This is a genomic window from Halomonas getboli (assembly GCF_023094245.1).
Classification (GTDB): domain Bacteria; phylum Pseudomonadota; class Gammaproteobacteria; order Pseudomonadales; family Halomonadaceae; genus Halomonas; species Halomonas getboli.
In genome coordinates this window covers 13,537-36,947 of sequence record NZ_JALMEW010000009.1, presented here as the reverse complement: position 1 = coordinate 36,947, position 23,411 = coordinate 13,537, and the positions used below count along the sequence as shown (strand labels likewise).

The 23,411-nt window shown below is 63.8% G+C and carries 23 protein-coding genes and 1 tRNA gene; 18 read left to right on the top strand and 6 right to left on the bottom strand.

Annotated elements, in window-relative coordinates; translation table 11 throughout:
- Positions 1 to 14: 14 nt before the first annotated feature.
- From MYL53_RS15670 to ispB, 4 genes are all read right to left on the bottom strand, one after another.
- Positions 15 to 446 carry a hypothetical protein gene (locus MYL53_RS15670; protein ID WP_247854881.1) on the bottom strand — a complete coding sequence of 144 codons (432 nt, stop codon included), beginning with the start codon at positions 444 to 446 and terminating at the stop codon, positions 15 to 17.
- A gap of 84 nt (positions 447 to 530) precedes the next feature.
- Positions 531 to 1,724: a GAK system CofD-like protein gene (locus MYL53_RS15665; RefSeq protein ID WP_247854880.1), complete on the bottom strand. Its 1,194-nt coding sequence runs from the start codon at positions 1,722 to 1,724 to the stop codon at positions 531 to 533.
- 234 nt (positions 1,725 to 1,958) lie between these two features.
- Positions 1,959 to 2,035, bottom strand: a tRNA-Pro gene (locus tag MYL53_RS15660).
- A 106-nt stretch (positions 2,036 to 2,141) separates the two neighbouring features.
- On the bottom strand, positions 2,142 to 3,149 hold the full coding sequence (ispB, locus tag MYL53_RS15655; RefSeq protein WP_247854879.1) for an octaprenyl diphosphate synthase: 1,008 nt from the start codon (positions 3,147 to 3,149) through the stop codon (positions 2,142 to 2,144).
- A gap of 279 nt (positions 3,150 to 3,428) precedes the next feature.
- Here ispB and rplU point away from each other — a divergent pair, with 279 nt between their 5' ends.
- From rplU to MYL53_RS15570, 16 genes are all read left to right on the top strand, one after another.
- A complete protein-coding gene (rplU, locus tag MYL53_RS15650; RefSeq protein WP_247854878.1) occupies positions 3,429 to 3,740 on the top strand; it encodes a 50S ribosomal protein L21 in 312 nt (103 codons plus the stop codon).
- Between the two features lie 34 nt (positions 3,741 to 3,774).
- Positions 3,775 to 4,032 carry a 50S ribosomal protein L27 gene (gene rpmA, locus MYL53_RS15645; RefSeq protein WP_247854877.1) on the top strand — a complete coding sequence of 86 codons (258 nt, stop codon included), beginning with the start codon at positions 3,775 to 3,777 and terminating at the stop codon, positions 4,030 to 4,032.
- An 85-nt stretch (positions 4,033 to 4,117) separates the two neighbouring features.
- The gene (cgtA, locus tag MYL53_RS15640; protein WP_247854876.1) at positions 4,118 to 5,308 is read left to right on the top strand and encodes an Obg family GTPase CgtA; all 1,191 of its coding nucleotides are present in this window, start codon (positions 4,118 to 4,120) and stop codon (positions 5,306 to 5,308) included.
- A 72-nt stretch (positions 5,309 to 5,380) separates the two neighbouring features.
- Positions 5,381 to 6,520 carry a glutamate 5-kinase gene (gene proB, locus MYL53_RS15635; protein ID WP_247854875.1) on the top strand — a complete coding sequence of 380 codons (1,140 nt, stop codon included), beginning with the start codon at positions 5,381 to 5,383 and terminating at the stop codon, positions 6,518 to 6,520.
- A gap of 366 nt (positions 6,521 to 6,886) precedes the next feature.
- Positions 6,887 to 7,153 carry a 30S ribosomal protein S20 gene (gene rpsT, locus MYL53_RS15630; RefSeq protein WP_035592830.1) on the top strand — a complete coding sequence of 89 codons (267 nt, stop codon included), beginning with the start codon at positions 6,887 to 6,889 and terminating at the stop codon, positions 7,151 to 7,153.
- 120 nt (positions 7,154 to 7,273) lie between these two features.
- Positions 7,274 to 8,860, top strand: a complete 1,587-nt coding sequence (murJ, locus tag MYL53_RS15625; protein WP_345740389.1) for a murein biosynthesis integral membrane protein MurJ — start codon at positions 7,274 to 7,276, stop codon at positions 8,858 to 8,860.
- An 88-nt stretch (positions 8,861 to 8,948) separates the two neighbouring features.
- Complete coding sequence (gene ribF / locus MYL53_RS15620) at positions 8,949 to 9,971, top strand: bifunctional riboflavin kinase/FAD synthetase (RefSeq protein WP_247854874.1); 1,023 nt, start codon at positions 8,949 to 8,951, stop codon at positions 9,969 to 9,971.
- A 10-nt stretch (positions 9,972 to 9,981) separates the two neighbouring features.
- Positions 9,982 to 12,816 (top strand): isoleucine--tRNA ligase, encoded by a 2,835-nt coding sequence (ileS, locus tag MYL53_RS15615; RefSeq protein WP_247854873.1) that lies wholly within the window; start codon positions 9,982 to 9,984, stop codon positions 12,814 to 12,816.
- 10 nt (positions 12,817 to 12,826) lie between these two features.
- On the top strand, positions 12,827 to 13,348 hold the full coding sequence (gene lspA, locus MYL53_RS15610; protein ID WP_247854872.1) for a signal peptidase II: 522 nt from the start codon (positions 12,827 to 12,829) through the stop codon (positions 13,346 to 13,348).
- Between the two features lie 31 nt (positions 13,349 to 13,379).
- On the top strand, positions 13,380 to 13,835 hold the full coding sequence (fkpB, locus tag MYL53_RS15605) for an FKBP-type peptidyl-prolyl cis-trans isomerase (RefSeq protein ID WP_247854871.1): 456 nt from the start codon (positions 13,380 to 13,382) through the stop codon (positions 13,833 to 13,835).
- A 122-nt stretch (positions 13,836 to 13,957) separates the two neighbouring features.
- Complete coding sequence (gene ispH / locus MYL53_RS15600; RefSeq protein WP_247854870.1) at positions 13,958 to 14,926, top strand: 4-hydroxy-3-methylbut-2-enyl diphosphate reductase; 969 nt, start codon at positions 13,958 to 13,960, stop codon at positions 14,924 to 14,926.
- A 343-nt stretch (positions 14,927 to 15,269) separates the two neighbouring features.
- On the top strand, positions 15,270 to 15,710 hold the full coding sequence (locus MYL53_RS17300; protein WP_345740388.1) for a type IV pilin protein: 441 nt from the start codon (positions 15,270 to 15,272) through the stop codon (positions 15,708 to 15,710).
- Positions 15,697 to 16,152, top strand: a complete 456-nt coding sequence (locus MYL53_RS15585; protein WP_247854869.1) for a GspH/FimT family pseudopilin — start codon at positions 15,697 to 15,699, stop codon at positions 16,150 to 16,152. Before MYL53_RS17300 ends, MYL53_RS15585 begins: the two co-directional genes overlap by 14 nt.
- Positions 16,153 to 16,172: 20 nt before the next feature.
- Positions 16,173 to 16,649 (top strand): type IV pilus modification protein PilV, encoded by a 477-nt coding sequence (pilV, locus tag MYL53_RS15580; protein WP_247854868.1) that lies wholly within the window; start codon positions 16,173 to 16,175, stop codon positions 16,647 to 16,649.
- Positions 16,646 to 17,389, top strand: coding sequence for a PilW family protein (locus tag MYL53_RS15575; RefSeq protein WP_247854867.1), 744 nt, complete (start codon positions 16,646 to 16,648; stop codon positions 17,387 to 17,389). The genes pilV and MYL53_RS15575 overlap by 4 nt, the downstream gene beginning before the upstream one ends.
- Positions 17,390 to 17,425: 36 nt before the next feature.
- Complete coding sequence (locus MYL53_RS15570; protein WP_247854866.1) at positions 17,426 to 19,195, top strand: pilus assembly PilX family protein; 1,770 nt, start codon at positions 17,426 to 17,428, stop codon at positions 19,193 to 19,195.
- Positions 19,196 to 19,578: 383 nt separating this feature from the next.
- Here MYL53_RS15570 and MYL53_RS15565 read toward each other — a convergent pair whose 3' ends face one another.
- Positions 19,579 to 20,139, bottom strand: a complete 561-nt coding sequence (locus MYL53_RS15565) for a GspH/FimT family pseudopilin (RefSeq protein ID WP_247854865.1) — start codon at positions 20,137 to 20,139, stop codon at positions 19,579 to 19,581.
- Between the two features lie 96 nt (positions 20,140 to 20,235).
- On the opposite strand from MYL53_RS15565, the gene thiO reads away from it, so the two are divergent.
- Positions 20,236 to 21,339 carry a glycine oxidase ThiO gene (thiO, locus tag MYL53_RS15560; protein WP_247854864.1) on the top strand — a complete coding sequence of 368 codons (1,104 nt, stop codon included), beginning with the start codon at positions 20,236 to 20,238 and terminating at the stop codon, positions 21,337 to 21,339.
- A gap of 37 nt (positions 21,340 to 21,376) precedes the next feature.
- On the opposite strand, the gene MYL53_RS15555 is transcribed toward thiO, so the two are convergent.
- Entirely contained in the window at positions 21,377 to 21,634 is a 258-nt protein-coding gene (locus MYL53_RS15555; protein ID WP_247854863.1) for a PP0621 family protein, read from the bottom strand.
- Positions 21,635 to 21,733: 99 nt separating this feature from the next.
- Between MYL53_RS15555 and MYL53_RS15550 the strand changes: the two genes are divergently transcribed.
- Positions 21,734 to 23,365: an NAD+ synthase gene (locus tag MYL53_RS15550; RefSeq protein ID WP_247854862.1), complete on the top strand. Its 1,632-nt coding sequence runs from the start codon at positions 21,734 to 21,736 to the stop codon at positions 23,363 to 23,365.
- The last annotated feature ends 46 nt before the right edge of the window (positions 23,366 to 23,411 follow it).

The window sequence follows — 23,411 nt, the reverse complement described above, 5'->3', positions numbered from 1 at the left end:
CCCTGGCATGCCCGTCATCGGGCAGGGGTAACGAAAACGGCCGAGCCCGTCAGCTGGGGACGGCCGTCCTGTCGGCCATTCTGGCCCGGGCGCCACGCCCGCCTCCGCAAGGCGCGGCACAGTACCCTTGGCGCATCCTCGCTTCGCGCCAGCTCGCTCGCTTCATCTCGCCAGTCCCGCCGGCCCTTGCGCAGTTCGCTGCGAGCATCCTGAATGTTCAGGCGACATTTGACCGGATTGAAGCGATTGGTCTTGGCCTGGAGCAGCTCGGCATTGGCCTTCGTGCGTGCCTCAAGGGTGTATCTGTCCCTGTTGTCGTTGATGTCGGCTTCCAGTGCCCGGATGTCTGCCTGGCAATCGTCAGTGATGCCGACCTCTCCATCAGAAGAGGTGGCGCAGGCGGTCAGCAGGCTGAGTAACACGACGAGTGAACTACGCTTGAGCATGAAGATTCCTCCTGTTGTGCCCTCCAGTATAGGGTCAGCCCATGCGTCGTGTGACGACCTGTTCGGTCGGTGCGGGAGCGTCGGCTACACCAGCGACAGCAGGGCCGTGGCCAGCAGGTCGGGATCGTAGTGCGGCGTGCCGCTTTCGCCGATCAGCCGGGTGTCGATCAGGGTGATGCCGAGCTCGGCCATGAAGGCCTCTGACAGCTCGCCGGGATAGTCACCGCGCGCCCGGTCGAGCAGCACGAAGTTCACCAGCTCGTGGGCCGGGCAGGCCTCGCCGATGTCGCGGCGCAAAGTGTCGAGCAGCACGGTGATCTGCTGTTCCAGGCCCAGGCCGGCCTGCTCGGGGTCGGGGCTCGAGTTGGGAATGAACACCTTGGGGCAGCGGTTGGCGTGGATCGCTCGGCCGACGCCCTCCGGCAGCAGGTTGGCCAGCAGGCTGGAGTAGAAGCTGCCCGGCGGGTAGCAGATCAGCTCGGCGGAGGCGATCAGCCGGCGGTTCTGCTGGCGCAGCCTGGCAATGACGGGTTCGTCGCGGTCGCGACTGGCCGTGAGTTCGATGTCGGCAATGGGCGAGGTCAGCGGCGCGACTTCCTTGCCGGTGATGCGGTGCTGGCCCAGCACCCGGCGGCCGTCTTCCAGCGTGACGGCCAGATGGTAGTCCCTGTCGACCACGGCGCGCACCGTGCCGCGCACGTGCACCAGCTTGGAGAACAGGAAGATGATCGGATCGAGCTGCTGATGGTTGTTCAGGTAGCCGCCGGCCAGGATCAGGTTGCCGATGCTGGCGCCGCGCAGGTCGAAGTCCTCGGGCATGGCCTCGTGGAAGAAGCCGAGCTGGTTGCAGATCAGCCGGCGCATGGGATTGGAGATGTCGTCGGTCAGCGGATGGCGCCCGCTGACCAGCGCCTCGAGGGTCGCGTGTAGCTCGGCGGGGTCGCCGTCCTTGGGCAGCCGATGGGTGAACAGCCGGTAGACCTCGGGATGGCCGAGGATGGAGTCGTCGGCCAGCGCCATCAGGCGGCTGCGCAGGTCGCCGATGGCGGGCATGTCGAAGGCCTCGCGCAGCTTGGCGGAGCTGCCGCCGGAGTCGAAGGGCGTCACCAGGTGAATGGAGTTGTGAGTGTAGTGCTGCAGCCGCCGTGACATGCCGTTGAGGGCCGAGCCGCCGCTGAAGAACAGCAGCCGCGGCCCCAGTTCCGGGGCCTTCTGATAGCGCTGGACCCGCAGCGTGTCTGGCACCCGGGCGGTGCGGGTGACGCGAACGTCGACCATGCCGTCTTGCTTCCCTGTGGCGGAGGTTTCCGGGCCAAGGGTGCCTGTTTTCCGCGGGCTTGTCGCCTGGTCGAGTGCTCGGGAGGTGCGCCAAGCGTTGCGGCGTCCGGTATCGTCGGCAGGAGTGGCTCGTGGCGAAGCGATCTGGGTGGAACTGCGCGGGAGCCTGAGCGGCAGGCAACGAAAAACGGCCACCGCTCTGATGAGCTAAGTGGCCGTTTTTACTGAATTCTGTGGTCGGAGTAGCAGGATTCGAACCTACGACCTCTGCCTCCCGAAGGCAGCGCTCTACCAAGCTGAGCTATACTCCGATGTCTGCCGTGTCTCTCGGCGACGGATCGGTATTATACGGAGGCGAAGACGGAATGCAAGCCCCTCTTTTGACTTCGCCGTCTTGCGCTTCTCTCCGTCCGCGAATCAGTTACGGCGTTCCACCGCCAGACGGGCCAGTTCGGCCATGCTGTCGCGGTAGGGGGAGTCGGGCAGGGCGTCCAGCTGGGCCAGGGCCTTGGCGGACATCTCCTCGGCCTTGGAGCGGGTGTATTCCAGCGCGCCGGTCTCGTTGACGATGGCAAGCACCTCGTCGAGGCGCTCGAGGCCGCCCTGGCGGATGGCCTGGCGGACCGCCTTGGCCTGTTCGGCGGTGCCGGCGGCCATGGCCTGGATCAGCGGCAGGGTCGGCTTGCCCTCGGCCAGGTCGTCGCCGACGTTCTTGCCCATCGCCTCGGCGTCGCCCTGGTAGTCGAGCAGGTCGTCGACCAGCTGGAAGGCCAGGCCCAGGTAGCGGCCGTAGAGGCGCAGCGCGTCTTCCTGCTCGGGGGTGGCGTCGGCGAGCAGGGCGCCACTGTGGGAGGCCGCCTCGAACAGCATGGCGGTCTTGCCCTGGATGGTCTCGAAGTAGGCTGCCTCGTCCACGTCGGGGTTACCGACGTTGGTCAGCTGCTGGACCTCGCCCTCGGCGATGGTGCAGGTGGCGGCGGAGAGCACTTCCATGATCCGCATTGAACCCACGTCGACCATCATCTGGAAGGAGCGTGAATAGAGGAAGTCGCCGACCAGCACCGAAGGTGCGTTGCCCCAGGCGTCGTTGGCGGTGGCCTTGCCGCGGCGCATGTGGGATTCGTCCACTACGTCGTCGTGCAGCAGGGTCGAGGTGTGCATGAACTCGATCAGGGTGGCCAGGGTGATGTGGCGATCGCCCTCGATGCCCAGCGAGCGCGCGGCCAGCAGCACCAGCAGCGGGCGCAGGCGCTTGCCGCCGCTATCGATGATGTACTGCCCGATGGTCTCCACCAGCGGTACCCGTGAGGCGAGCTGCTCAAGGATGGTGCGATTGACGGCGGCGAAGTCCTCGGCGACGACGGCATGGATGGGCGAGGCGGGGACGGCGTTCTCGAGCTGGGGCGAAGCGGGGTTGGCTGGCATGAAGGCGGCATCGACGAAGTGGTGGAGGCGGCGGGGGCCGGCTGGGATTGTCGGTCATGCTATGGGGCCCCCTGAGGGGCGTCAAGGCGCGCGCCCGCGCTGGCGCTCGGGCCGCGCCGGGCGTGGCCTCTGGAACGTCGGCCGGGTTGTCGTCCTGCGCGCGTGCGGTTATAATCCGCGGCCCACTCATCTCGCTCCCTGTCAGATGGTTGCCGGAAGGGGCGCCACTCGAAGCAGGTCGATGAAGAGCCAACCCCGATGAGTACTGGAGAAACGAGCATGTACGCAGTGATCAAGAGCGGTGGCAAGCAGTACCGCGTTCAGGAAGGCCAGACTCTCAAGCTCGAGAAGCTGGAAGTGCCGACCGGCGACACCATCGAGTTCGATGAAGTCCTGCTGGTTGGCGGTGACGACGACGTCAAGGTCGGCGCGCCGACCGTCGACGGTGCCAAGGTGTCTGCCGAGGTCGTCGCTCACGGCCGTGGCGACAAGGTGAACATCATCAAGTTCCGTCGCCGCAAGCACAGCATGAAGCGCCAGGGCCACCGTCAGTGGTTCACCGAAGTCAAGATTACCGGGATCTCCGCGTAAGCGGTCACTCCCCTGAACGAGCGAGGTATTTGCAATGGCTCATAAGAAGGCAGCGGGCTCTACCCGTAACGGTCGCGATTCAGAATCCAAGCGCCTTGGCGTGAAGCTGTTCGGCGGTCAGGCTGTGACCCCGGGCAACATCATCGTCCGTCAGCGCGGCACCAAGTTCCACGCCGGCGCCGGCGTGGGCATCGGCAAGGACCACACCCTGTTCGCCCTGGACGAAGGTGTGGTCAAGTTCGAGACCAAGGGTCCGAAGAATCGCAAGTTCGTGAGCATTGTCTCCGCCTGAGACCGCCCGAACCTGTAGCGAGAAGGCCCCGCCACGGCGGGGCCTTCTTGTATCATGGCGGTATGCACCGCCGGGAGAATGACAGATGCAGTTCGTCGACGAAGCCTCGATCATCGTGGAAGCCGGCAAGGGCGGCAATGGCTGCCTGAGCTTCCGCCGCGAGAAGTACGTGCCCAAGGGTGGCCCCGATGGTGGCGATGGGGGGCATGGCGGCAGCGTCTACCTGATCGGTGACGACGCCCTCAACACCCTCATCGACTTCAAGTACCAGCGCTTCTACAAGGCTCAGAACGGCCAGCCCGGCCAGGGCCGGCAGATGAGCGGCCGCGCCGGCGAGGACCTGCACATCAAGGTTCCGGTGGGCACCACGGTGATCGACGAGGACACCCTCGAAGTGATCGCCGACGTCACCGAGATCGGCCAGGTCGTGCTGGTGGGCCAGGGCGGTCGCCGCGGGCTCGGCAACATCCACTTCAAGTCGTCCACCAACCGGGCGCCGCGGCGCACCACGCCGGGCACCGAGGGCGAGCGGCGCAACCTGCGCCTGGAGATGAAGGTGATGGCCGACGTCGGCCTGCTGGGTCTGCCCAACGCCGGCAAGTCGACGCTGATCCGCTCGGTTTCCGCCGCCAAGCCCAAGGTGGCCAACTATCCCTTCACCACCCTGGTGCCGAACCTCGGCGTGGTGAAGCTCGGCCAGCACGAGCACTTCGTGATGGCCGACATTCCGGGGCTGATCGAGGGCGCCTCGGATGGCGCCGGCCTCGGCCTGCGCTTCCTCAAGCACCTGACCCGCACGCGGCTGCTGTTCCACGTGGTCGACGTCGCGCCCTTCGACGAGTCCGACCCGGTGGAGGCCGCCGAGGCGATCGTGCGCGAGCTGGGTGAGTTCTCGCCGACCCTGGCCGAGCTGCCGCGCTGGCTGGTGCTGAACAAGTTCGACCTGCTGCCCGAGGACGAGCGCGAGGCGGTGGCCGAGGAGATCGTCAAGCGCCTGAACTGGGACGGCCCGGTGTTCCGCGTCTCGGCGATCAGCGGTGACGGCACCGATGCGCTGGTCCAGGCCGCCCATCGTTGGCTCACCGAGCGGCGGCGCCTCGAGAACGAGGACGAAGAGGTCGCCGAACACGAGCGCGAGATGCGTCGTCGCATGGAAGAAGAGGCCGTGGCCCGCACCGAGGCGCGGCTGGGCCGCAAGCGTCGTCGCGACGACGAGGATGACGACGACGATTTCGATGACGACGACTACGACGTCGAGATCGAATACGCCCCCTGATCGCGGGCGTAGTAGGCTGGAGGGCGGTGGGCGCAAGCCCGGAGCAAGCGAGTCGTGGCAAGGACGGCGAAGATGGCGAAAGGTGAAGAGGTCCCCGGTCGCGAGGCCCTGAAGGGCATGCGGCGGGTGGTGGTGAAGATCGGCAGCGCCCTGCTCACCAATGACGGTCGCGGCCTCGACGAGGCGGCCATCGGCGAGTGGGTCGACCAGATCGCCGCCCTGCATCGGCGCGGCATCGAGGTGGTGCTGGTGTCCTCCGGCGCCGTGGCCGCCGGCATGGTGCGGCTGGGTTGGCAGACGCGCCCGTCGGAGGTGCATGCCCTGCAGGCGGCCGCCGCCGTGGGCCAGAACGGCCTCACCGAGTGCTACGAGGGCCACTTCGGGCGCCACCAGCTGACCACCGCCCAGGTGCTGCTGACCCACGACGACCTCTCCAACCGCAAGCGTTACCTCAACGCCCGCTCGGCGCTGCGCACCCTGGTCGAGCTCGGCGTGGTGCCGGTGGTCAACGAGAACGACACCGTAGTCACCGACGAGATCCGCTTCGGCGACAATGACACCCTCGGCGCCCTGGTGGCCAACCTGCTCGAGGCCGATGCGCTGGTCATCCTCACCGACCAGGAAGGGCTGTTCGACGCCGACCCGCGCCACGATCCGAACGCCAGCCTGATCGCCGAGGGTCGCGCCGACGACCCGCGGCTGGCGGCGGTGGCCGGCGACGGCGGTGCCCTGGGGCGTGGCGGCATGACCACCAAGGTGCGTGCCGCCCGGCTGGCGGCACGCTCCGGTGCGCTGACCGTGATCGCCAGCGGTCGCCAGCCCGAGGTGCTGACCCGGCTGGTCGAGGGCGAGCGGCTCGGCTCCCTGCTGACGCCTGATCAGGCGCCGATCGCCGCGCGCAAGCGCTGGCTGGCCGGCCAGCTCCAGGTGCGCGGCACTCTGACCCTGGACGCCGGGGCGGTGAAGGTGCTGCGCGACAGCGGCTCCAGCCTGCTGCCGGTCGGCGTGAAGGCGATCTCCGGGCACTTCGTGCGCGGCGAGATGGTGCTGTGCGTCGACGAGGAGGGCCGCCGCGTCGCCAAGGGGCTGGTCAACTACGGCGTCGACGAGGCGCAGCGCCTGATCGGCCAGCCGAGCCATCGCATCGAGGCGATCCTCGGCTACATGGAGGCGCCGGAGCTTATCCACCGCGACAACCTGGTGGTGCTCTAAGAGGCGCCGATTTTCTATTGCGCTCGATATCCTGGCCGCCGGCGGTACGCGTCATCCTCATTTACTTGTCTCGTAAACTGCGGTGACTGTGTTCCGGCGACGGCCAGTTTCTCTTCGCTCATGACGTAAATCGTCAGCCTCTTGGTCAGGCGTGGCGGGGCGTTCGGCCTTGACAAGGCTGGCAAGCGCTGTCGCTGCGTGATAGTATGCGCCATCCTCTCAGACACGGCCCGTAATCGACTGCGCCACGTCGCGCGGTCGGCCAGATGGCCAGGCCGACGGGGATTTTTGTTTTTCCCTGTTGGATCAAAACGTTATCAAAGCCGCCCTCGCAGGCGGTGACAACTTTCTCCAAGGAGACAGTCAGTGGCTAACAGCAAGCAAGCCCGTAAGCGCGCCCGTCAGGCAGAAGGCCGTCGTGTTCTGAAGGCGAGCCAGCGCAGCATGGTTCGCACCTACGTCAAGAACGTGATCAAGGCCATCAACGGCGGCGACCACGCCCAGGCCATGGACGCCTTCAAGGCGGCCCAGCCGGTCATCGACCGCATCGCCGACAAGGACGTGCTGTCCAAGAAGAAGGCCGCTCGCCTCAAGAGCCGTCTGAACAAGCGTATCAAGGCCCTGGCCGCGTAAGCTTGCCGGACGCCTCTGGGTGCCCGCCGCGCGCGGGCACGCCATCGAAAAACCGGCTTCGGCCGGTTTTTTTGTGCCTGACGATTGTCGCCCGGATTCACACCGGCAAGGGAGCGCCCCGTGACCGATACTCCTCCTCCGCCCGCCTCCGACGCCGCCCCGGTCTCCAAGGGCGGCGGCCTGCTGCGCTCGGGGCTGGTGGTCAGCGCCATGACCATGCTGTCGCGGGTGCTGGGCCTGGCTCGCGACGTGGTGATCGCCTCGCTGCTGGGCGCGGGGCAGGGCGCTGACGCCTTCTTCGTCGCCTTCAAGGTGCCCAACTTCCTGCGCCGGCTGTTCGCCGAGGGCGCTTTCAATCAGGCCTTCGTGCCGGTGCTCTCGGAGTACGCGACGCAGCGCACCCGCGAGGAGGTGCGCGAGCTGCTCGATGCGGTGGCCGGCAGCCTGGCCGCGGTATTGCTGCTGATCACGGCGCTGGCGATGCTGGCCGCGCCCTGGCTGGTGTGGCTGTTCGCCCCCGGCTTCGCCCGCGATCCGGAGAAGCTGGCGCTGACCGCCGACATGCTGCGGCTGACCTTCCCGTACCTGCTGCTGATCTCGCTCACCGCCTTCGCAGGCAGCGTGCTCAATACCTGGAACCGTTTCGCGGTGCCGGCCTTCACGCCGGTGCTGCTCAACCTGTCGCTGATCGGCGCGGCGCTCGCGCTGACGCCGCTGATGAGCGACCCGTCGCTGGCGCTGGGCTGGGGCGTGCTGATCGCCGGTGCCGCCCAGCTGCTGTTCCAGGTGCCGTTCCTGGCGCGGCTTGGGCTGCTGCCGCGACCCTGGCCGAGCTTCGCCCACGAGGGCGTGCGTCGCATCCTCAGGCTGATGGCGCCGGCGCTGTTCGGGGTCTCGGTGTCCCAGGTCAACCTGCTGCTGGATACCGTGCTGGCCTCGCTGCTGGCCGCGGGCAGCGTGTCCTGGCTCTACTATTCGGATCGTCTGGTGGAGCTGCCGCTGGGGGTGTTCGGCATCGCCATCGGCACGGTGATCCTGCCGGCGCTGTCCAAGCGCCACGCCGAGCAGTCCGGCGAGCACTTCGCGCGCATGCTCGACTGGGCGATTCGCGCCGTGCTGCTGCTGGGCCTGCCGGCGGCGCTGGCGCTGGCGGTACTGGCCGAGCCGCTGCTGATCACGCTGTTCCACTACGGCGCCATGACCGATCACGATATCGCCATGGCGGCGATGAGCCTGCGCGCCTATGCGTTGGGCCTGGTGGCCTTCATGCTGATCAAGGTATTGGCCCCGGGCTTCTTCGCCCGCCAGGACACCAAGACGCCGGTCAAGGTGGGCATCGTGGCGATGGTCGCCAACATGGTGTTCAACCTGATCCTGATCTGGCCGTTGGCCCACGCCGGCCTGGCGCTGGCGACCTCGCTCTCGGCCTTCCTCAACGCCGGCCTGCTGGCGCATCTGCTGCGCCGCCAGGGCGTGCTGCGCTTCCAGCCGGGCTGGGGCCGCTACGCGGTGCAGCTGCTCGGCGGCTGCGCGGTGATGGGGCTGGGGCTTGCCTGGCTGACGCCGGAGTGGCACGTCTGGCTCGACTGGTCGCTGTGGCATCGGGTCGGCTGGCTGGCCGCGCTGGTGCTCGTCGGAGCGGCCGGCTACTTCGCCTGGCTGGCGGCGCTCGGCGTGAGGCCGCGGCATTTCCGGATCAACGGCTGATGCCGCGGGAAGTCCAAGCCGGGCCGGCTGTCAAGGGGCCCTCGGTCCGTTATAATCGATTCCTTTCACCTCCAGCGCGATGACGCCCATGCAAGTGATTCGAGGACTGCACAATCTGCGCGATGAACACCGGGGCTGCGTGGCGACCATCGGCAACTTCGATGGCGTGCACCGCGGCCACCAGGCGATCCTCGATCAGCTGCGCGAACGGGCGCGGGCGCTGGGGCTGCCGGTCACGGTGGTGGTCTTCGAGCCGCAGCCCCGCGAGTTCTTCGCCGGCGACCAGGCGCCGACGCGCCTGACCCGGCTGCGCGACAAGGTCGAACTGCTGGCCGAGCACGGTGCCGATCGAGTGCTGTGCCTGCCGTTCAACGACACCCTGCGCTCGCTGACCGCGCGGGCCTTCATCGAGCGGGTGCTGGTCGAGGGCCTCGGCGTGCGCCACCTGGTGGTGGGCGACGACTTCCGCTTCGGCTGCGATCGCCGCGGCGACTTCGCGCTGCTCGAGACGGCGGGCGCCGAGCGCGGCTTCGGCGTGGAGCACACCCGCAGCTTCCTGCTCGACGGCGAGCGGGTCTCGAGCACCCGGGTGCGCACCCTGCTGGCCTGCGGTAACTTCGCCCAGGCCGCGCGCCTGCTGGGGCGGCCCTACGAGCTCGCCGGCCGGGTGATGCGCGACCGCCAGCTGGGCCGCACCATCGGCGTGCCCACCGCCAACCTGCCGCAGTCGGCTCGCGCCCTGGCGCTGCAGGGCGTCTACGCGGTGGTCGCCGAGCTGCCGGACGGCCGCCGCGCCGAGGGCGTGGCCAACGTCGGCTGGCGGCCCACCGTCGGCAGCCAACGGCCGGTGCTCGAGGTGCATCTGTTCGACTTCGACGGCGACCTCTATGGCCAGTGTCTGCGCGTGGTGCCCTGCGCCAAGCTGCGCGGCGAGGTGAAGTTCGACGGCCTCGAGGCCCTCAAGACGCAGATCGGCATCGATCAGGCGCGCGCCCGGCGCTACTTCGCCACGGCGGACGATTCTCTTCCTCTGGCATCGGCGCCGTTGGCGCGCGAGGCCGTGACTTCCGATTCCTCGGCGGGCCTGCCCGCCGACCACGACGACGGCTGACCCCCAGGATATGAGCGACTACAAGCACACTCTGAATCTGCCAGAAACCGATTTCCCGATGCGCGGCATGCTGCCGAAGAAGGAGCCCGGTCGGGTGGCCCAGTGGCAGGAGATGGACCTCTATCACCGCCTGCGCCAGGCGCGTCAGGGCCGCGAGCAGTTCGTGCTCCACGATGGCCCTCCCTACGCCAACGGCAGCATCCACATCGGTCACGCCGTCAACAAGATCCTCAAGGACATCATCGTCAAGTCGAAGAACCTGGCCGGCTTCGACGCGCCCTATGTGCCGGGCTGGGACTGCCACGGCCTGCCGATCGAGCACAAGGTGGAGACCACCCACGGCAAGCATCTGGAGCCGGAAAAGGCCCGCGGGCTGTGCCGCGAGTACGCCGCCGAGCAGATCCAGGGCCAGCTGTCCGACTTCGTGCGCCTGGGCGTGATCGGCGACTGGGACAACCCCTATCGCTCCATGGACTACGCCAACGAGGCCGGCGAGATCCGCGCCCTGGCCGACATGGTCGAGGGCGGCTTCGTGTTCAAGGGCCTGAAGCCGGTGAACTGGTGCTTCGACTGCGGCTCGGCGCTGGCCGAGGCCGAGGTCGAGTACGCCGACAAGAAGTCCGACGCCATCGACGTGGCCTTCGCCTGCGCCGAGGACGACAAGCTGGCCGCGGCCTTCGGCCTCGAGGCCCTGCCCAAGCCGGCCGCCGTGGTGATCTGGACCACCACGCCCTGGACCATCCCCGCCAACCAGGCGCTGAATGTCCACCCGGAGTTCACCTATGCGCTGGTCGACACCGGCGAGCGCCTGCTGCTGCTGGCCGAGGAGCTGGTCGAGTCCTGCCTCGAGCGCTTCGGCCTGGACGGCGAGATCATCGCCACCGCCACCGGCGAGCGCCTGGAGCTGATCGCGTTCGCCCACCCGATCTATGAGCGCCGCGCGCCGATCTACCTGGCCGACTACGTCACCAGCGACGAGGGCAGCACCGGCATCGTGCACTCCGCCCCGGTCCACGGCGTCGACGACTTCGACTCCTGCCGCCGCTACGGCATGGACTTCAGCGACTTCATCAGCGTGGTCAAGGGCGACGGCGTCTACGTCGACGACCTGCCGTTCTTCGGCGGCCAGCTGATCTGGAAGGCCAACCCGCACATCGTCGACAAGCTGCGCGAGCTCGGCGCGCTGATGGCCCACAAGACCATCACCCACAGCTACATGCACTGCTGGCGCCACAAGACGCCGGTGATCTACCGCGCCACCGCCCAGTGGTTCGTCGGCATGGACCTGATCGGCCGCGACGGCAGCACCCTGCGCGAGAAGGCGCTGGAGGGCATCGAGGCCACCACCTTCACCCCGGCCTGGGGCAAGGCGCGTCTGCACTCGATGATCGCCAACCGTCCCGACTGGTGCATCTCGCGCCAGCGCAACTGGGGCGTGCCGATCCCGTTCTTCCTGCACAAGCAGAGCGGCGAGCTGCACCCGCGCACCGTCGAGCTGATGGAGCGGGTCGCCCAGCGCGTCGAGGCCGAGGGCATCGACGCCTGGTTCCGCCTGGAGCCCGCCGAGCTGCTGGGCGACGAGGCCGGCGACTACGACAAGGTCACCGACACCCTGGACGTGTGGTTCGACTCCGGCACCACGCATCGCCACGTGCTGCGCGGCTCGCACCCGCACGGCCACGCACAGGGCCCGCGTGCCGATCTGTACCTGGAGGGCTCCGACCAGCACCGCGGCTGGTTCCACTCCTCGCTGCTGACCGGCTGCGCCATCGACGGCCACCCGCCGTACCGTGGCCTGCTGACCCACGGCTTCACCGTTGATGCCCACGGCCGCAAGATGTCCAAGTCGATGGGCAACGTGGTCGCGCCGCAGGAGGTGATGGACAAGCTGGGCGCCGACATCCTGCGCCTGTGGGTCGCCTCCACCGACTACGGCGGCGAGATGGCGGTCTCCGACGAGATCCTCAAGCGCACCGCCGACGTCTACCGGCGCATCCGCAACACCTCGCGCTTCCTGCTGGCCAACCTCAATGGCTTCGATCCGGCCAAGGATGCGCTGGCCTTCGGCGACATGCTGGCCCTGGACCAGTGGGTAGTCGACCGCGCCGCCCAGCTGCAGGCGCGCATCGAGACCGCCTACGAGGAATACCGCTTCCTCGACGTCTACCAGCAGGTTCACGGCTTCTGCGCCCGCGAGCTCGGCGGCTTCTACCTGGACGTGATCAAGGACCGCCAGTACACCACCCAGGCCGACTCGGTGGCCCGCCGCAGCGCCCAGACCGCGCTCTACCACGTCGTCCAGGCACTGGTGCGCTGGGTGGCGCCGATCCTCTCGTTCACCGCCGAGGAGATCTACGAGCACATCCCGGGCAAGCGCGGTCGCAGCGTGCTGCTCGAGGAGTACTACACCGGCCTCGAGACCCTGGGCGACGACGCCGAGATGGGCCGCGAGTTCTGGGAGCGGGTGCTGGAGATCAAGCAGGCCGTCAACAAGTGCCTGGAAGACGCGCGCAACGCCAAGACCATCAAGGGCAGCCTGGCCGCCGAGGTCACCCTCTACGTCGACGACGCCCTGCGTGCCACCCTCGACAAGCTGGGCGACGAGCTGCGCTTCGTGATGCTGACCAGCGAGGTGACGCTGAAGCCGCTGGCCGAAGGCGAGAGCGCCGAGGCCACCGAGCTCGAGGGCCTCAAGGTCGCGGTGGCCGCCAGCGGCCATGCCAAGTGCGAGCGCTGCTGGCACCATCGCGAGGATGTCGGCAGTCACGAGGGCCATGAGGACCTCTGTGGCCGCTGCGTGAGCAACCTGCCGGACGGCCCCGGCGAGACCCGTCACTATGCGTGAGGTGGGCAGCATGCCCGAGACCGACAAGGGCGCCCAGGCGGCGCCCATGCACAAGCCGCTGCGCTGGCTGTGGCTCGCCGTGGCCTGGATCGCCCTGGACCTCGGCACCAAGGCCCTGGCCTCGGCGACGCTGGGCTACGCCCGGCCGCTCGAGGTGCTGCCGTTCTTCAATCTAACGCTGCTGCACAACACCGGCGCGGCCTTCAGTTTCCTGGCCGATCATCCGGGCTGGCAGCGCTGGCTGTTCGCCGCCATCGCGGTGGCGGCGAGCGTCGGCCTGACGCTGTGGATGCGGCGTCTCAAGGCTGGCGAGGGCCTGCTGGCGGCGTCGCTGGCGCTGGTCATCGGCGGCGCGCTGGGCAATCTCTACGATCGCCTGGTGCACGGCTACGTGGTGGATTTCCTCTCCTTCCATGCCGCCGGCTGGTACTACCCGGCCTTCAACGTCGCCGACATCGGCATCACCCTGGGCGCCATCGGGCTGATCTGGGAGTCGACCATCGGCGAGCGGCGCCGGGCGCGGCGCGCCTGACGCGACCTACACGACCGTTTCGAGAGAAGCTATGAGCGATTCACAAGGCCTGCGCATCGACGAGGGCATGGAAGTCACCCTCCACTTCACCCTCAAGCTGGAGGACGGCACCCCGGTGGACTCCACCCGCGACAAGGCGCCGGCCACCTTCCAGGTGGGCGACGGCAACCTGCCGCCGGGCTTCGAACAGCCGCTCAAGGGGATGAGCGCCGGCGATTCCGGCAGCTTCGAGATCTCCCCGGAGCATGCCTTCGGCCAGCACAACCCGCAGAACATCCAGGTGCTCAAGCGCGAGGATTTCACCAGTGACGAGCCCGAAGAGGGCATGGTGATGTCCTTCGCCGATCCCGCCGGCGGTGAGCTGCCCGGCGTGATCAAGAGCGTCGACGACGAGCGGGTGGAAGTGGACTTCAATCATCCCCTGGCGGGGCGTACCCTGACCTTCGAGGTCGAGGTATTGGAGATCAAGCCGGCCACCACGCACTAGGAAAACACTGACTTCCTGCTGCGCTCGATATCCTGGCCGCCGGCGGTGCCGAAGCGTCGGACCGTCGTCATTCTCATGTAGCAGGCGTTAAACGATGCCAACGCATCAAGGCAAGGCAACCCATGCAAGCTAACTCTGTGCAGATCAAGCTGGCCAACCCGCGCGGCTTCTGCGCCGGCGTCGACCGGGCCATCGAGATCGTCAACGGGGCCCTGGACGTCTTCGATCCGCCCATCTATGTGCGCCACGAGGTGGTCCACAACCGCTTCGTGGTCGACAGCCTGCGCGAGCGCGGCGCGGTGTTCGTCGAGGAGCTCGACGAGGTGCCCGATGACACCATCGTGATCTTCTCCGCCCACGGCGTTTCCCGCGCCGTGCAGGAGGAGGCCGAGCGCCGCGGGCTCAAGATCTTCGACGCCACCTGCCCGCTGGTGACCAAGGTGCACATGGAAGTGCTGCGCTACGCGCGCCGCGGCCAGGAGTGCATCCTGATCGGCCACGAGGGGCATCCCGAGGTGGAAGGCACCATGGGGCGCTACGACACCTCCCATGGCGGGCACATCTACCTGGTCGAGGACGAGCAGGACGTCGCCAATCTCGAGGTGAACGACCCGAGCCAGCTGGCGTTCGTCACCCAGACCACGCTCTCCATGGACGATACCGCCAGGGTGATCGACGCCCTGCGCGCCAAGTTCCCGGAGATCCAGGGGCCGCGCAAGGACGACATCTGCTACGCGACCCAGAACCGCCAGGACGCCGTGCGCGAGCTGGCTGCCGGCTGCGACCTGCTGCTGGTCGTCGGCAGTACCAACAGCTCCAACTCCAATCGCCTGCGCGAGCTCTCCGAGCGGGTCGGCACCACGGCCTACCTGATCGACAACGCCGAGCAGGTCGACCCGGCCTGGCTTGAGGGCGTGAACGCGGTAGGTGTGACCGCCGGTGCCAGCGCCCCCGAGGTGCTGGTGCAGGGCGTGATCGAGCGGCTGCAGGAACTCGGCGCCGACGCGCCCGAGGAGCTGCCCGGCCGCGAGGAGACCATCACCTTCTCCATGCCGCGCGAACTGCGCGAGCGGGTTATCGCCAGCGACTGACGATCGCCACCCGTACTGCCCTGATGACGCCGCCATCGCCTTTGCGATGGCGGCGTTTTCGTGTGTGTTGGGTTGGTTCGTCAGACCGTTTTGCCATTAGCGTGCGCCGGCTTATTCCGTAACACTGATGCCAAGGAAGCATGAGCCCTCAGCCTCCGCGTTCGTCAGCCGCGGGTATGGGCGTAACCATCCGTTTCGGCGGGGGAAGCGTTGGCATGCCGGTGATCATGGGGTGAGTCATGACTCACACGGCAGGGTGATGGGGCTTGGCACGGCACTATCGGAGGTAGCTATCTTGATACATACTGAAACCAAATGTAACCAGAAGGGCAGGGCAGGCCGCGTGATCGAGACCAGCCACCAGCACCAGCCCCGGCGCACGCCGCGCGGGAGAAGAGAGCAAGGCTTTACGCTGATCGAGCTGATGATCACGGTGGCGATCATCGCGATCCTGGCGGCGATCGCCTATCCCAGCTATACGCGGTATGTCGAAAAAGCCCGGCGTACTGATGGTATGTCTGCACTAACTAACACGGCAGGCCAGCTAGAGAGATGCTATACAGTTGGGAGTGATTATACGGCTGACAACTGTCCTAGTGGTTCTTTTGACTCTGAAGAGGGGTTTTATTCGGTAACCATTACTGCATCAGCTGCGAGTTTTACGTTGAAAGCATCTCCTCAAAGCAAGCAGTCAGATGATGATTGTGGGGTTTTTACATTGAATCAGCAGGGTGAGCGTGGAAACGAAAAGAGTGATGGGACGTCTATTGATGAGTGTTGGTGATCAGAAATATCGCTCATCCGGTTTTACCTTGGTTGAGCTGCTAGTAACCATTGCGTTGATAGCAGTCTTCGCAACTATAGCGGTTCCAAGTTATCAGGATCTGGCAGCCCGTAGTCGTCTAAGTGGTGATTTTAATCAGATATTGTCAGCGGTTAACTATGCAAGAAGTGAGGCTATTAAACGCCGCGAAAACGTCACTGCAAAAGTGGTTAAAAATTCTTGGAAGGTGGTTGTAGAAGATTCAGAAAGTGCCTCGCTTCGTGTTGTCGAGAGTAGCGATGATAGGGTGAGTGTTGCCCCGGAAAACTTTTCTGTGACATTTAATCCGCTGGGGAGACGAAGTCCCACAAGCGCTTGCGGTGCTTCTTGCGAGTTGACGGTGTCGCATCACGGGGATAAATCCCTCTCCGTCAATGTGTCTGGAAATATCTCTCGACCTTGAAGTAGTCTAGAGGGTTTAGTGTGAAAAGGGAAAACATAAATTGTCTTGGTTTTACTTTGGTCGAGGCCTTGGTCGCACTTCTGGTGCTTTCCATAGGTTTGCTGGGCGTAGTGGCTATGCAGTTAAATGCCGTTCAGAGTGCCCATGTTGCTTACCAACGTTCAGTAGCAACACTCGCAGCACAGGATGCTGTAGAGCGATTGTGGGCTTCTGCCTCAATAAGAGAAGGGAAATGTGATGCTATATTAACGATGGATGACTGGGATGTCAGTGGGAATTGGCCAGACTGGTATGACGTCTGGAGTGATTATTTGCCTGGGATTAATGACATTGGTTTGCCGAATTCCACAAGTGCAGCAGGTGATGAGTGTAGATTTGATATTGATATAAATTGGCAGGAAAACCGGTTGGCTGCAGGCAATGGAGCATCTGCTAGTGTTTCTACGTTGAAATATGTTGTAAAAATTCCTGCGGTACCTGGGGAGACTTCGCCATGAGCAAAAGTCCATATAGTGGCGGTAGATTCTTCAATGGTGGTTTTTCGCTTGTTGAGCTGCTAGTTGCTCTGGTGATTGGGCTGATTATTGTGCTGGGTGCAGGCACGTTATTTATCACAGGTCTCCAATCTTTCAATCGAATGGACAAGCTAGCTCAACGTCAGGAAACCTTGAGGTATGTGGTTGACGTCATGTCGGATGATGTCCGCTCAGCATTCAATCCTACGTCACAAAATGCAATCGCGACTACGAATCGTGCAGTAGATGTCGTCAGCGACACTGCTTTGGAACTTGAGTACTTTGATAATTTTACAAAAAGGGGGCGTGAAGGCGTGCCTTACTGTGGGAATTCCTCAGGTTCAAATGAGGTTGCTCCTTTTGTTGACAGCGTTGATGATGTCTACAAGGTGCGCTACGAATTCGATGCTAGTACAGGCGAGCTTAAGGTCTCCTATCTCTGTGGATGGCTTGAGGAAGATGGCACAGCCCCGGATCCTGACTTAGAGTATGCTACTGGTGATCCTGATGTGTTGAGCGGTCCCTACACTGTTGCTACTGGAATCGATAACATCATTTTTTCTCGGCCGACTCTCGGATCTGCTAGTGAGGCCCTAGCAACTGTTGGGGTTGAATTGACCTTGCCTCCCCTTTCCAGTGATGACACGCAGCAGGTTTTTGAATTCGTGGTGACCAATAGGATTAAGGCGCTAGCTAATATAAATGCCAACTTGGATGGCTAGCAAAGTGTGCTAGTTGTTTGAGAGGAGTGTTCGGCTATGAATGGTCAGATAAAACAACGTGGTGCAGCTTTGCTTGTCACCTTTATGTTATTGGTAATTGCATTGATGCTGGGGCTTTCTAACTATCAGTCTTCCCGCTTGGAGGAGGCAATGGCAGGTAACTATCGTGCCTCTAGTACTGCATATATGGCGGCTGAGTTTGCTGCGGCGGAGGCCTGGAACAACCAGTTCCTAGGTGTGATAAAGGCAGAGGATGATGACGAGGGGTTTGTAACGGTCACACCAGAGCTCACTCAAGATTTAGATGAGTATTCAAATCTGGGTGCGTACTATTACTATAAAGAAATAGCGGATGGGAAGTATGACGTGATAGCGATTGGCGAGGTGGCTCAAGAACCTTCTATATATCGATATATACAGTTTCAAAGTCGATTGGCAGTTGGGCCTGGAGCAGCACTCCTGGCGACTTCCGACGGAGAGGAATGTCCAGCTGATACGTCTATCGTAACTGCTAAATCAGGAGCTTATGAAGTCGAAGGGGAAGAAGAAGTATTTGGAAATCTTCAAGCTGCCCTTCAAGTCGGTTGCGAGGGGGCGATGAATGACGTTGTTGAGTCCGTCGCCAAAAATAATGAAACGATCGAAGATATTTCTGACAAAGTCCAAGATGATCCACCTCTTCGTGTCTGCGACGAAGATAGCGGGTCTAAACTTTGTAATTACATTGGTGGGATCCAAGGTGGTATAGATATTGATATATTCAAAAACCCAGACTTGATGGCGAGATTTCTTGATAAGCTAAGGCGAAGTGGTAATGTAAACGTGGTGCATAGCCTTGGGGATGCTAATGGTCTCCAGGCGGCGGATGGCATTACATTCGTTACTGCGACTGAGATTGGTGATCTTGATGGTGATCCGAATACGGATGATCCCTATACTTACTGGGTTGATGAGGATGGTAATGAGATCGTCGTTCCCGAAATAACTGACACGAACGATGATGGTGTGGTGAGTGTTTCCGAACGCCAAGCTCAGCAGCAGGCTGCAGTCGATGATCTTGATGCAGCACGAGAGATTGGAGGTGAAGCTTATCCTTCCAACAGGGACTCCAATCTAGTTGGGTGTATCGTCGTGGACGATCTATGTGTAAAACAAGGTGGCGTTCAGACACGACCAGATTTTTCCAATTCGGGTGGGTTTTCAGGAAGTGGTGTGCTGATCGTTGATGGGAATGCTTACTTTAATGGTGTTCCCGGGTTCGATGGGCTAATAATCGTATTGGGGGATTATAACGTTGTAGGTGGTGGTGGAGATAATGGTGAGTTTAATGGTTCTGTCGTCTCCGCGCCTATTTCCGGCGGTGGTTACAATGAAGGTGACTTTGGCTCTTCAGATGATCCTGACTCTTCAAGTTATGTCGCTGGCCTAGACAACTATACTTATGCACCGCAAAGCATTTACCCCGATTTGGGTGACAATGTGATGGGGAATTCGCTTTCATGTTGGAGAGATGTGGTTAATGGTTGTAAGTTTGACAAAAAAATCATGCAGTTTAGTGGTGGAGGTAATGCTCTTTATAATTATGATCTAGAAAGTCTTGAGCGTGCTGTTTCGATGTTGGATGATGCTGTAGACACTATTACCACCGCTTCAGGGGAAGAGAAATCCCCAACTGAGCTTTTTGCTTACGGGAAAGATGGCGATCCATTAGGATACTATGCAGTGAATTACAGGCAGTCTTTCGATAGGCCTCAGGTGCTTTCAGATTATTTGGAGGAAAATCCCGGAATGCTTCCTAATGATTGATGTGGCATGGCATTGTGTTTTTAGGTTGATTGCAGTTCAGTTTGAAGCCACTCCATATCCCAGTTGGGTATGGTGGGAATGTTCAACTGGAGAAAAATTTAGATCGAGGAAGCGCCGCCAAGCGTTCGCCAATTTTCCTACATCCGCAGCAAGGCTGGAGCGACGGACCGTGCATGCCTATAATATTCTCACGCCAAAATGCAAAGAAGCTTGTTATGAAAAAAGCTATGTTGAAGATATTCAAAAGTCTCGGCATGGCCTCCAATAGGCGAACTTGCGGTGAAGATGGTTTCGAAGTGTTTTCTAGTTTGGTTGTTTAGCTCTTCGAGGTTGGAGTGATGTTTGCAGCTAGGTAACAAGTGCGGCTGGTTCTTGATGAGGGTTTAGCACTCATCAGCGTGGTGGGTGGTTCGAGTTTTTCCCATATTGCTTATCACTACAGATGCAGAGTTACCGTTTCTGGCGCAAATTGTGAAAGTGCCATTATGCCCTCTGGACCACCCATTGGCCTGAAAGCGAACCGGATAGGCGCGGTTGAAGCTCACGTCCGGCCCCGCACTGCCAGCCAGAACTTTCAACAACCTAGTATCTGTCAGGTCTCCGCTCGGAGCTTGTCCCAGTACTACCACGATCGGATGTGACCAGTCCGTGAGGTCACAACTGGTGCTGCTGGGTGTTGGCCGCGGACAGACGGAAATCGTCGTTCGTCTCGTGACGGCCGTGTTCCTCGCCACCGCCAGTGCGGTCCGAATCCGCATCACCTCGGCGGCCACTTCATTTCGCGCCATCATCCGCTGAAAGCCCGGCACGGCCACGGTGGCCATGATCACCAGCACCGCCAGCGCGACCAGCAGCTCGATCAGGGTGAAGCCTGCGTGGTGGGCTTTTGCCAATCCACAAGACTTCTCGGTAAGGTATTGCCCTTCGGTGGCGCCGGGTTGCATGTCGTTCTCCCGGGGAAATTCCCATTGTTCTTGGAGACTCCCTTTACTATTGGTCCGGCGCCGAACTCCCTCCGTCAGTCAACTCGGACACGCCTCGTGAGCGATTTCCTCGTCGTGGGCGGTGGCGTCATCGGCATGATGGCGACCCTGCAACTGGCCGATGCCGGCCATTCGGTGACCCTTCTCGAGCGCGGCCGCTGTGGCCGCGAAGCCTCCTGGGCCGGTGGCGGCATCGTCTCGCCGCTGTATCCCTGGCGCCATTCGGCGCCTGTCTCACGCCTCGCCACCTGGTCGGAAGGGTTCTATCCGGAGCTGGCTCTGCGGCTCTACGAGGAGACCGGCGTCGATCCGGAGTATCGCCAGAAGGGCCTGCTCTACCTGCGGGTCGATGACGAGGCCAAGGCCGAGCGCTGGGCGCGCGAGGTGGGCAAGCCGCTGGAGCGGGTTTCCGCCGACTTCCTCTATGCCAAGGAGCCGCAGGCCGCGCCGGGCTTCGACGACGCTCTGTGGATGCCGACCCTGGGCAGCATCCGCAATCCGCGTCTGTGTCAGGCGCTGCGCTGCCGGCTCGAGGCCATGCCTCGCGTCACGCTGCGCGAAGGCAGCGAGGTCACGGGCTTTCGTCTATCGGCTGGGCGGGTCACGGGCGTCGAGACTGCCGATGGCCTCGTCGAGGGCGATCGCACGATCGTCTGCGGCGGCGCCTGGGCGGCGGAGCTGCTCGAGCGGGTCGGCGTGACGCTGCCGGTGCGCCCGGTGAAGGGGCAGATGATACTGTTCAAGGCGCCGCCGGGGCTGGTGAATCGCGTAGTGCTGATGGACGGCCGCTATGTCATCCCGCGCGGCGACGGCCGGGTGCTGGCCGGCTCTACGCTCGAGGAACGCGGCTTCGACAAGACCACGGACGACGCGGCGCGGGAGTCGCTGTGGGCATCGGCGACGCGCATCGTGCCGGCGCTGGCCGAATGCGAGGTGGAGCATCACTGGGCGGGGCTGCGCCCGGGCTCGCCGGACGGCGTGCCGTTCATCGGCGCGGTACCGGGCGTGGAGGGGCTCCACGTCAACGCTGGCCACTATCGCAACGGGCTGGTCCTGGCACCGGCGTCGACGCACCTGCTGGTCGACGAGCTGCTGGGCCGCGAGCCGATCCTCGATCCGGCGCCGTATTGCCTCGCGGGTCGGGTGACGTCGAGGCGTTAGCGAAGAGGGGTGACCAGAAGAGGGCAGGGCGGCGTCGTCAGTCCTCGCGCCGGCGCTCCTCGAGGTACTTGTCGCGATGGTCGGCGGAGCAGAACCATTCGCCCTTCTCGCGCAGGGCGTCGTTCTCGGGGAGATGCACCTGGCACCAGGCGCAGCGGACCATCTGCCCGCCCTGGTGGCTCGTCTGGCCGGCGTCTTCCCGGTCGAGTTTCCATTCGCGGTACATGCGATAGAGCTTGAGGCCGGCGAAGAACAGCACGGCGAAGATGATCAGCCGGATCAGCAAGAGATTCATCCTTAAGGGCTCCCTGAAGCGTGTCGGCCGCCTTTGCCACTCGACCGCCCTTGCGGGACAATGCGGGTATCCAAGGATTCTCGAGAGATTTCTACGCCCATGCAAGACCTGACGCTGGTGATGGCTCAGCTGGACCCCCTGGTGGGGGACATTCCCGGCAACACCGACCGGGCCATCGAGACGGTTCGCGAGGCGCGCATCGAGCATGGTGCCGACATCGTGGTGCTGCCCGAGCTGTTCCTGACCGGCTATCCGCCGGAGGATCTGCTGCTGCGCCCCTCCATGGAGACGCGGCTGCGCGAGGCGCGCACGCGGATGGCCGAGAAGATGGCCCGCGACGTGATGGTGATCGTCGGCTATCCGGGCCGCCGCGAAGGGCAGACCTGGAACCTGGCCGGCGTGCTCTATAACGGCGAGTGGCTCGACGAGTACGCCAAGCAGGCGCTGCCCAACTATCAGGTGTTCGACGAGCAGCGCTACTTCGCGGCCGGCACCCGGCCGCTGGTGATCGAGCACAAGGGCGCCAGGCTCGGCGTCCTGATCTGCGAGGACGTCTGGGCCGAGGCGCCGGTGCAGCAGGCGCGGGACGCCGGTGCCGAGATCCTGGTCACCCTCAACGCCTCGCCCTTCCACCAGGACAAGCCGGCCGAGCGCCTGGCGTTGCTCGAGCAGCGTGCCCGCGAGGCGTCGCTGCCGCTCGTCTACGTCAATCAGATCGGCGGACAGGACGAGCTGGTGTTCGACGGCGGCTCGGCCTGCGTCGATGCCGACGGCCAGCTGCGCGTTCAGGCGCCGCACTGGGCGGTCGGGCTGATGCCGGTGCAGTTCGTGCGCGAGCAGGGCCGCTGGGTGCCCCAGGCCGGCGAGATCGACGAGTCGGTCGAGCCCGAGGAGGACCTCTACTGCGCGCTGGTCACCGGGCTGCGGGACTACGTCAACAAGAGCGGCTTCAAGGGCGTGGTGCTGGGGCTGTCCGGCGGCATCGACTCGGCGCTGTCGCTGGCCATCGCGGTCGACGCGCTGGGCCCGCAGCGGGTGCAGGCGGTGATGATGCCGTATCACTATACCGCCGACATTTCCAAGCAGGACGCCGCCGAGCAGGCCGAGCTGCTGGGCGTCGACTATGAGGTGATGCCCATCGAGCCGATGGTCGAGGCCTTCATGGGCACGCTCGCCGAGAGCTTCGCCGGCACCGAGCGCGATACCACCGAGGAGAACCTGCAGTCGCGCTGCCGCGGCGTGCTGCTGATGGCGATCTCCAACAAGAAAGGCCTGATGGTGCTGACCACCGGCAACAAGAGCGAGATGGCGGTCGGCTACGCCACGCTTTACGGCGACATGGTGGGCGGCTACAACGCCATCAAGGACGTCTACAAGACCTGGGTCTACCGCCTGGCGCGGTGGCGCAACACCCAGTCGCCGGCGATCCCCGAGCGGGTCATCGAGCGTCCGCCCTCCGCCGAGCTGGCGCCGGACCAGCAGGACAGCGATTCGCTGCCGGACTACGACGTCCTGGACGCCATCCTGGTGCGCTACATCGAGGGCGACATGAGCGCCGAGGCGATCATCGACGCCGGCTTCGACCACGAAGACGTCTACAAGGTGGTGAAGCTGGTCGACCGCTGCGAGTACAAGCGCCGCCAGGCACCGGTGGGCGTGCGTGTCACCCGCCGCGGCTTCGGCCGCGATCGCCGCTATCCGATCGTCAACGGCTGGCAGCCGGGCGAATAAGCGCCGAGCTATAAGCGCCGAGCTACAAGAACCCCCCGAAGGTGTT

Coding starts and splice junctions, on each gene's coding strand:
- MYL53_RS15670 (WP_247854881.1), bottom strand. CDS start 446: ATGCTCAAGCGTAGTTCACTCGTCGTGTTACTCAGCCTGCTGACCGCC.
- MYL53_RS15665 (WP_247854880.1), bottom strand. CDS start 1,724: ATGGTCGACGTTCGCGTCACCCGCACCGCCCGGGTGCCAGACACGCTG.
- ispB (WP_247854879.1), bottom strand. CDS start 3,149: ATGCCAGCCAACCCCGCTTCGCCCCAGCTCGAGAACGCCGTCCCCGCC.
- rplU (WP_247854878.1), top strand. CDS start 3,429: ATGTACGCAGTGATCAAGAGCGGTGGCAAGCAGTACCGCGTTCAGGAA.
- rpmA (WP_247854877.1), top strand. CDS start 3,775: ATGGCTCATAAGAAGGCAGCGGGCTCTACCCGTAACGGTCGCGATTCA.
- cgtA (WP_247854876.1), top strand. CDS start 4,118: ATGCAGTTCGTCGACGAAGCCTCGATCATCGTGGAAGCCGGCAAGGGC.
- proB (WP_247854875.1), top strand. CDS start 5,381: ATGGCGAAAGGTGAAGAGGTCCCCGGTCGCGAGGCCCTGAAGGGCATG.
- ribF (WP_247854874.1), top strand. CDS start 8,949: ATGCAAGTGATTCGAGGACTGCACAATCTGCGCGATGAACACCGGGGC.
- ileS (WP_247854873.1), top strand. CDS start 9,982: ATGAGCGACTACAAGCACACTCTGAATCTGCCAGAAACCGATTTCCCG.
- lspA (WP_247854872.1), top strand. CDS start 12,827: ATGCCCGAGACCGACAAGGGCGCCCAGGCGGCGCCCATGCACAAGCCG.
- fkpB (WP_247854871.1), top strand. CDS start 13,380: ATGAGCGATTCACAAGGCCTGCGCATCGACGAGGGCATGGAAGTCACC.
- ispH (WP_247854870.1), top strand. CDS start 13,958: ATGCAAGCTAACTCTGTGCAGATCAAGCTGGCCAACCCGCGCGGCTTC.
- MYL53_RS15585 (WP_247854869.1), top strand. CDS start 15,697: ATGAGTGTTGGTGATCAGAAATATCGCTCATCCGGTTTTACCTTGGTT.
- MYL53_RS15575 (WP_247854867.1), top strand. CDS start 16,646: ATGAGCAAAAGTCCATATAGTGGCGGTAGATTCTTCAATGGTGGTTTT.
- MYL53_RS15570 (WP_247854866.1), top strand. CDS start 17,426: ATGAATGGTCAGATAAAACAACGTGGTGCAGCTTTGCTTGTCACCTTT.
- MYL53_RS15565 (WP_247854865.1), bottom strand. CDS start 20,139: ATGCAACCCGGCGCCACCGAAGGGCAATACCTTACCGAGAAGTCTTGT.
- MYL53_RS15555 (WP_247854863.1), bottom strand. CDS start 21,634: ATGAATCTCTTGCTGATCCGGCTGATCATCTTCGCCGTGCTGTTCTTC.
- MYL53_RS15550 (WP_247854862.1), top strand. CDS start 21,734: ATGCAAGACCTGACGCTGGTGATGGCTCAGCTGGACCCCCTGGTGGGG.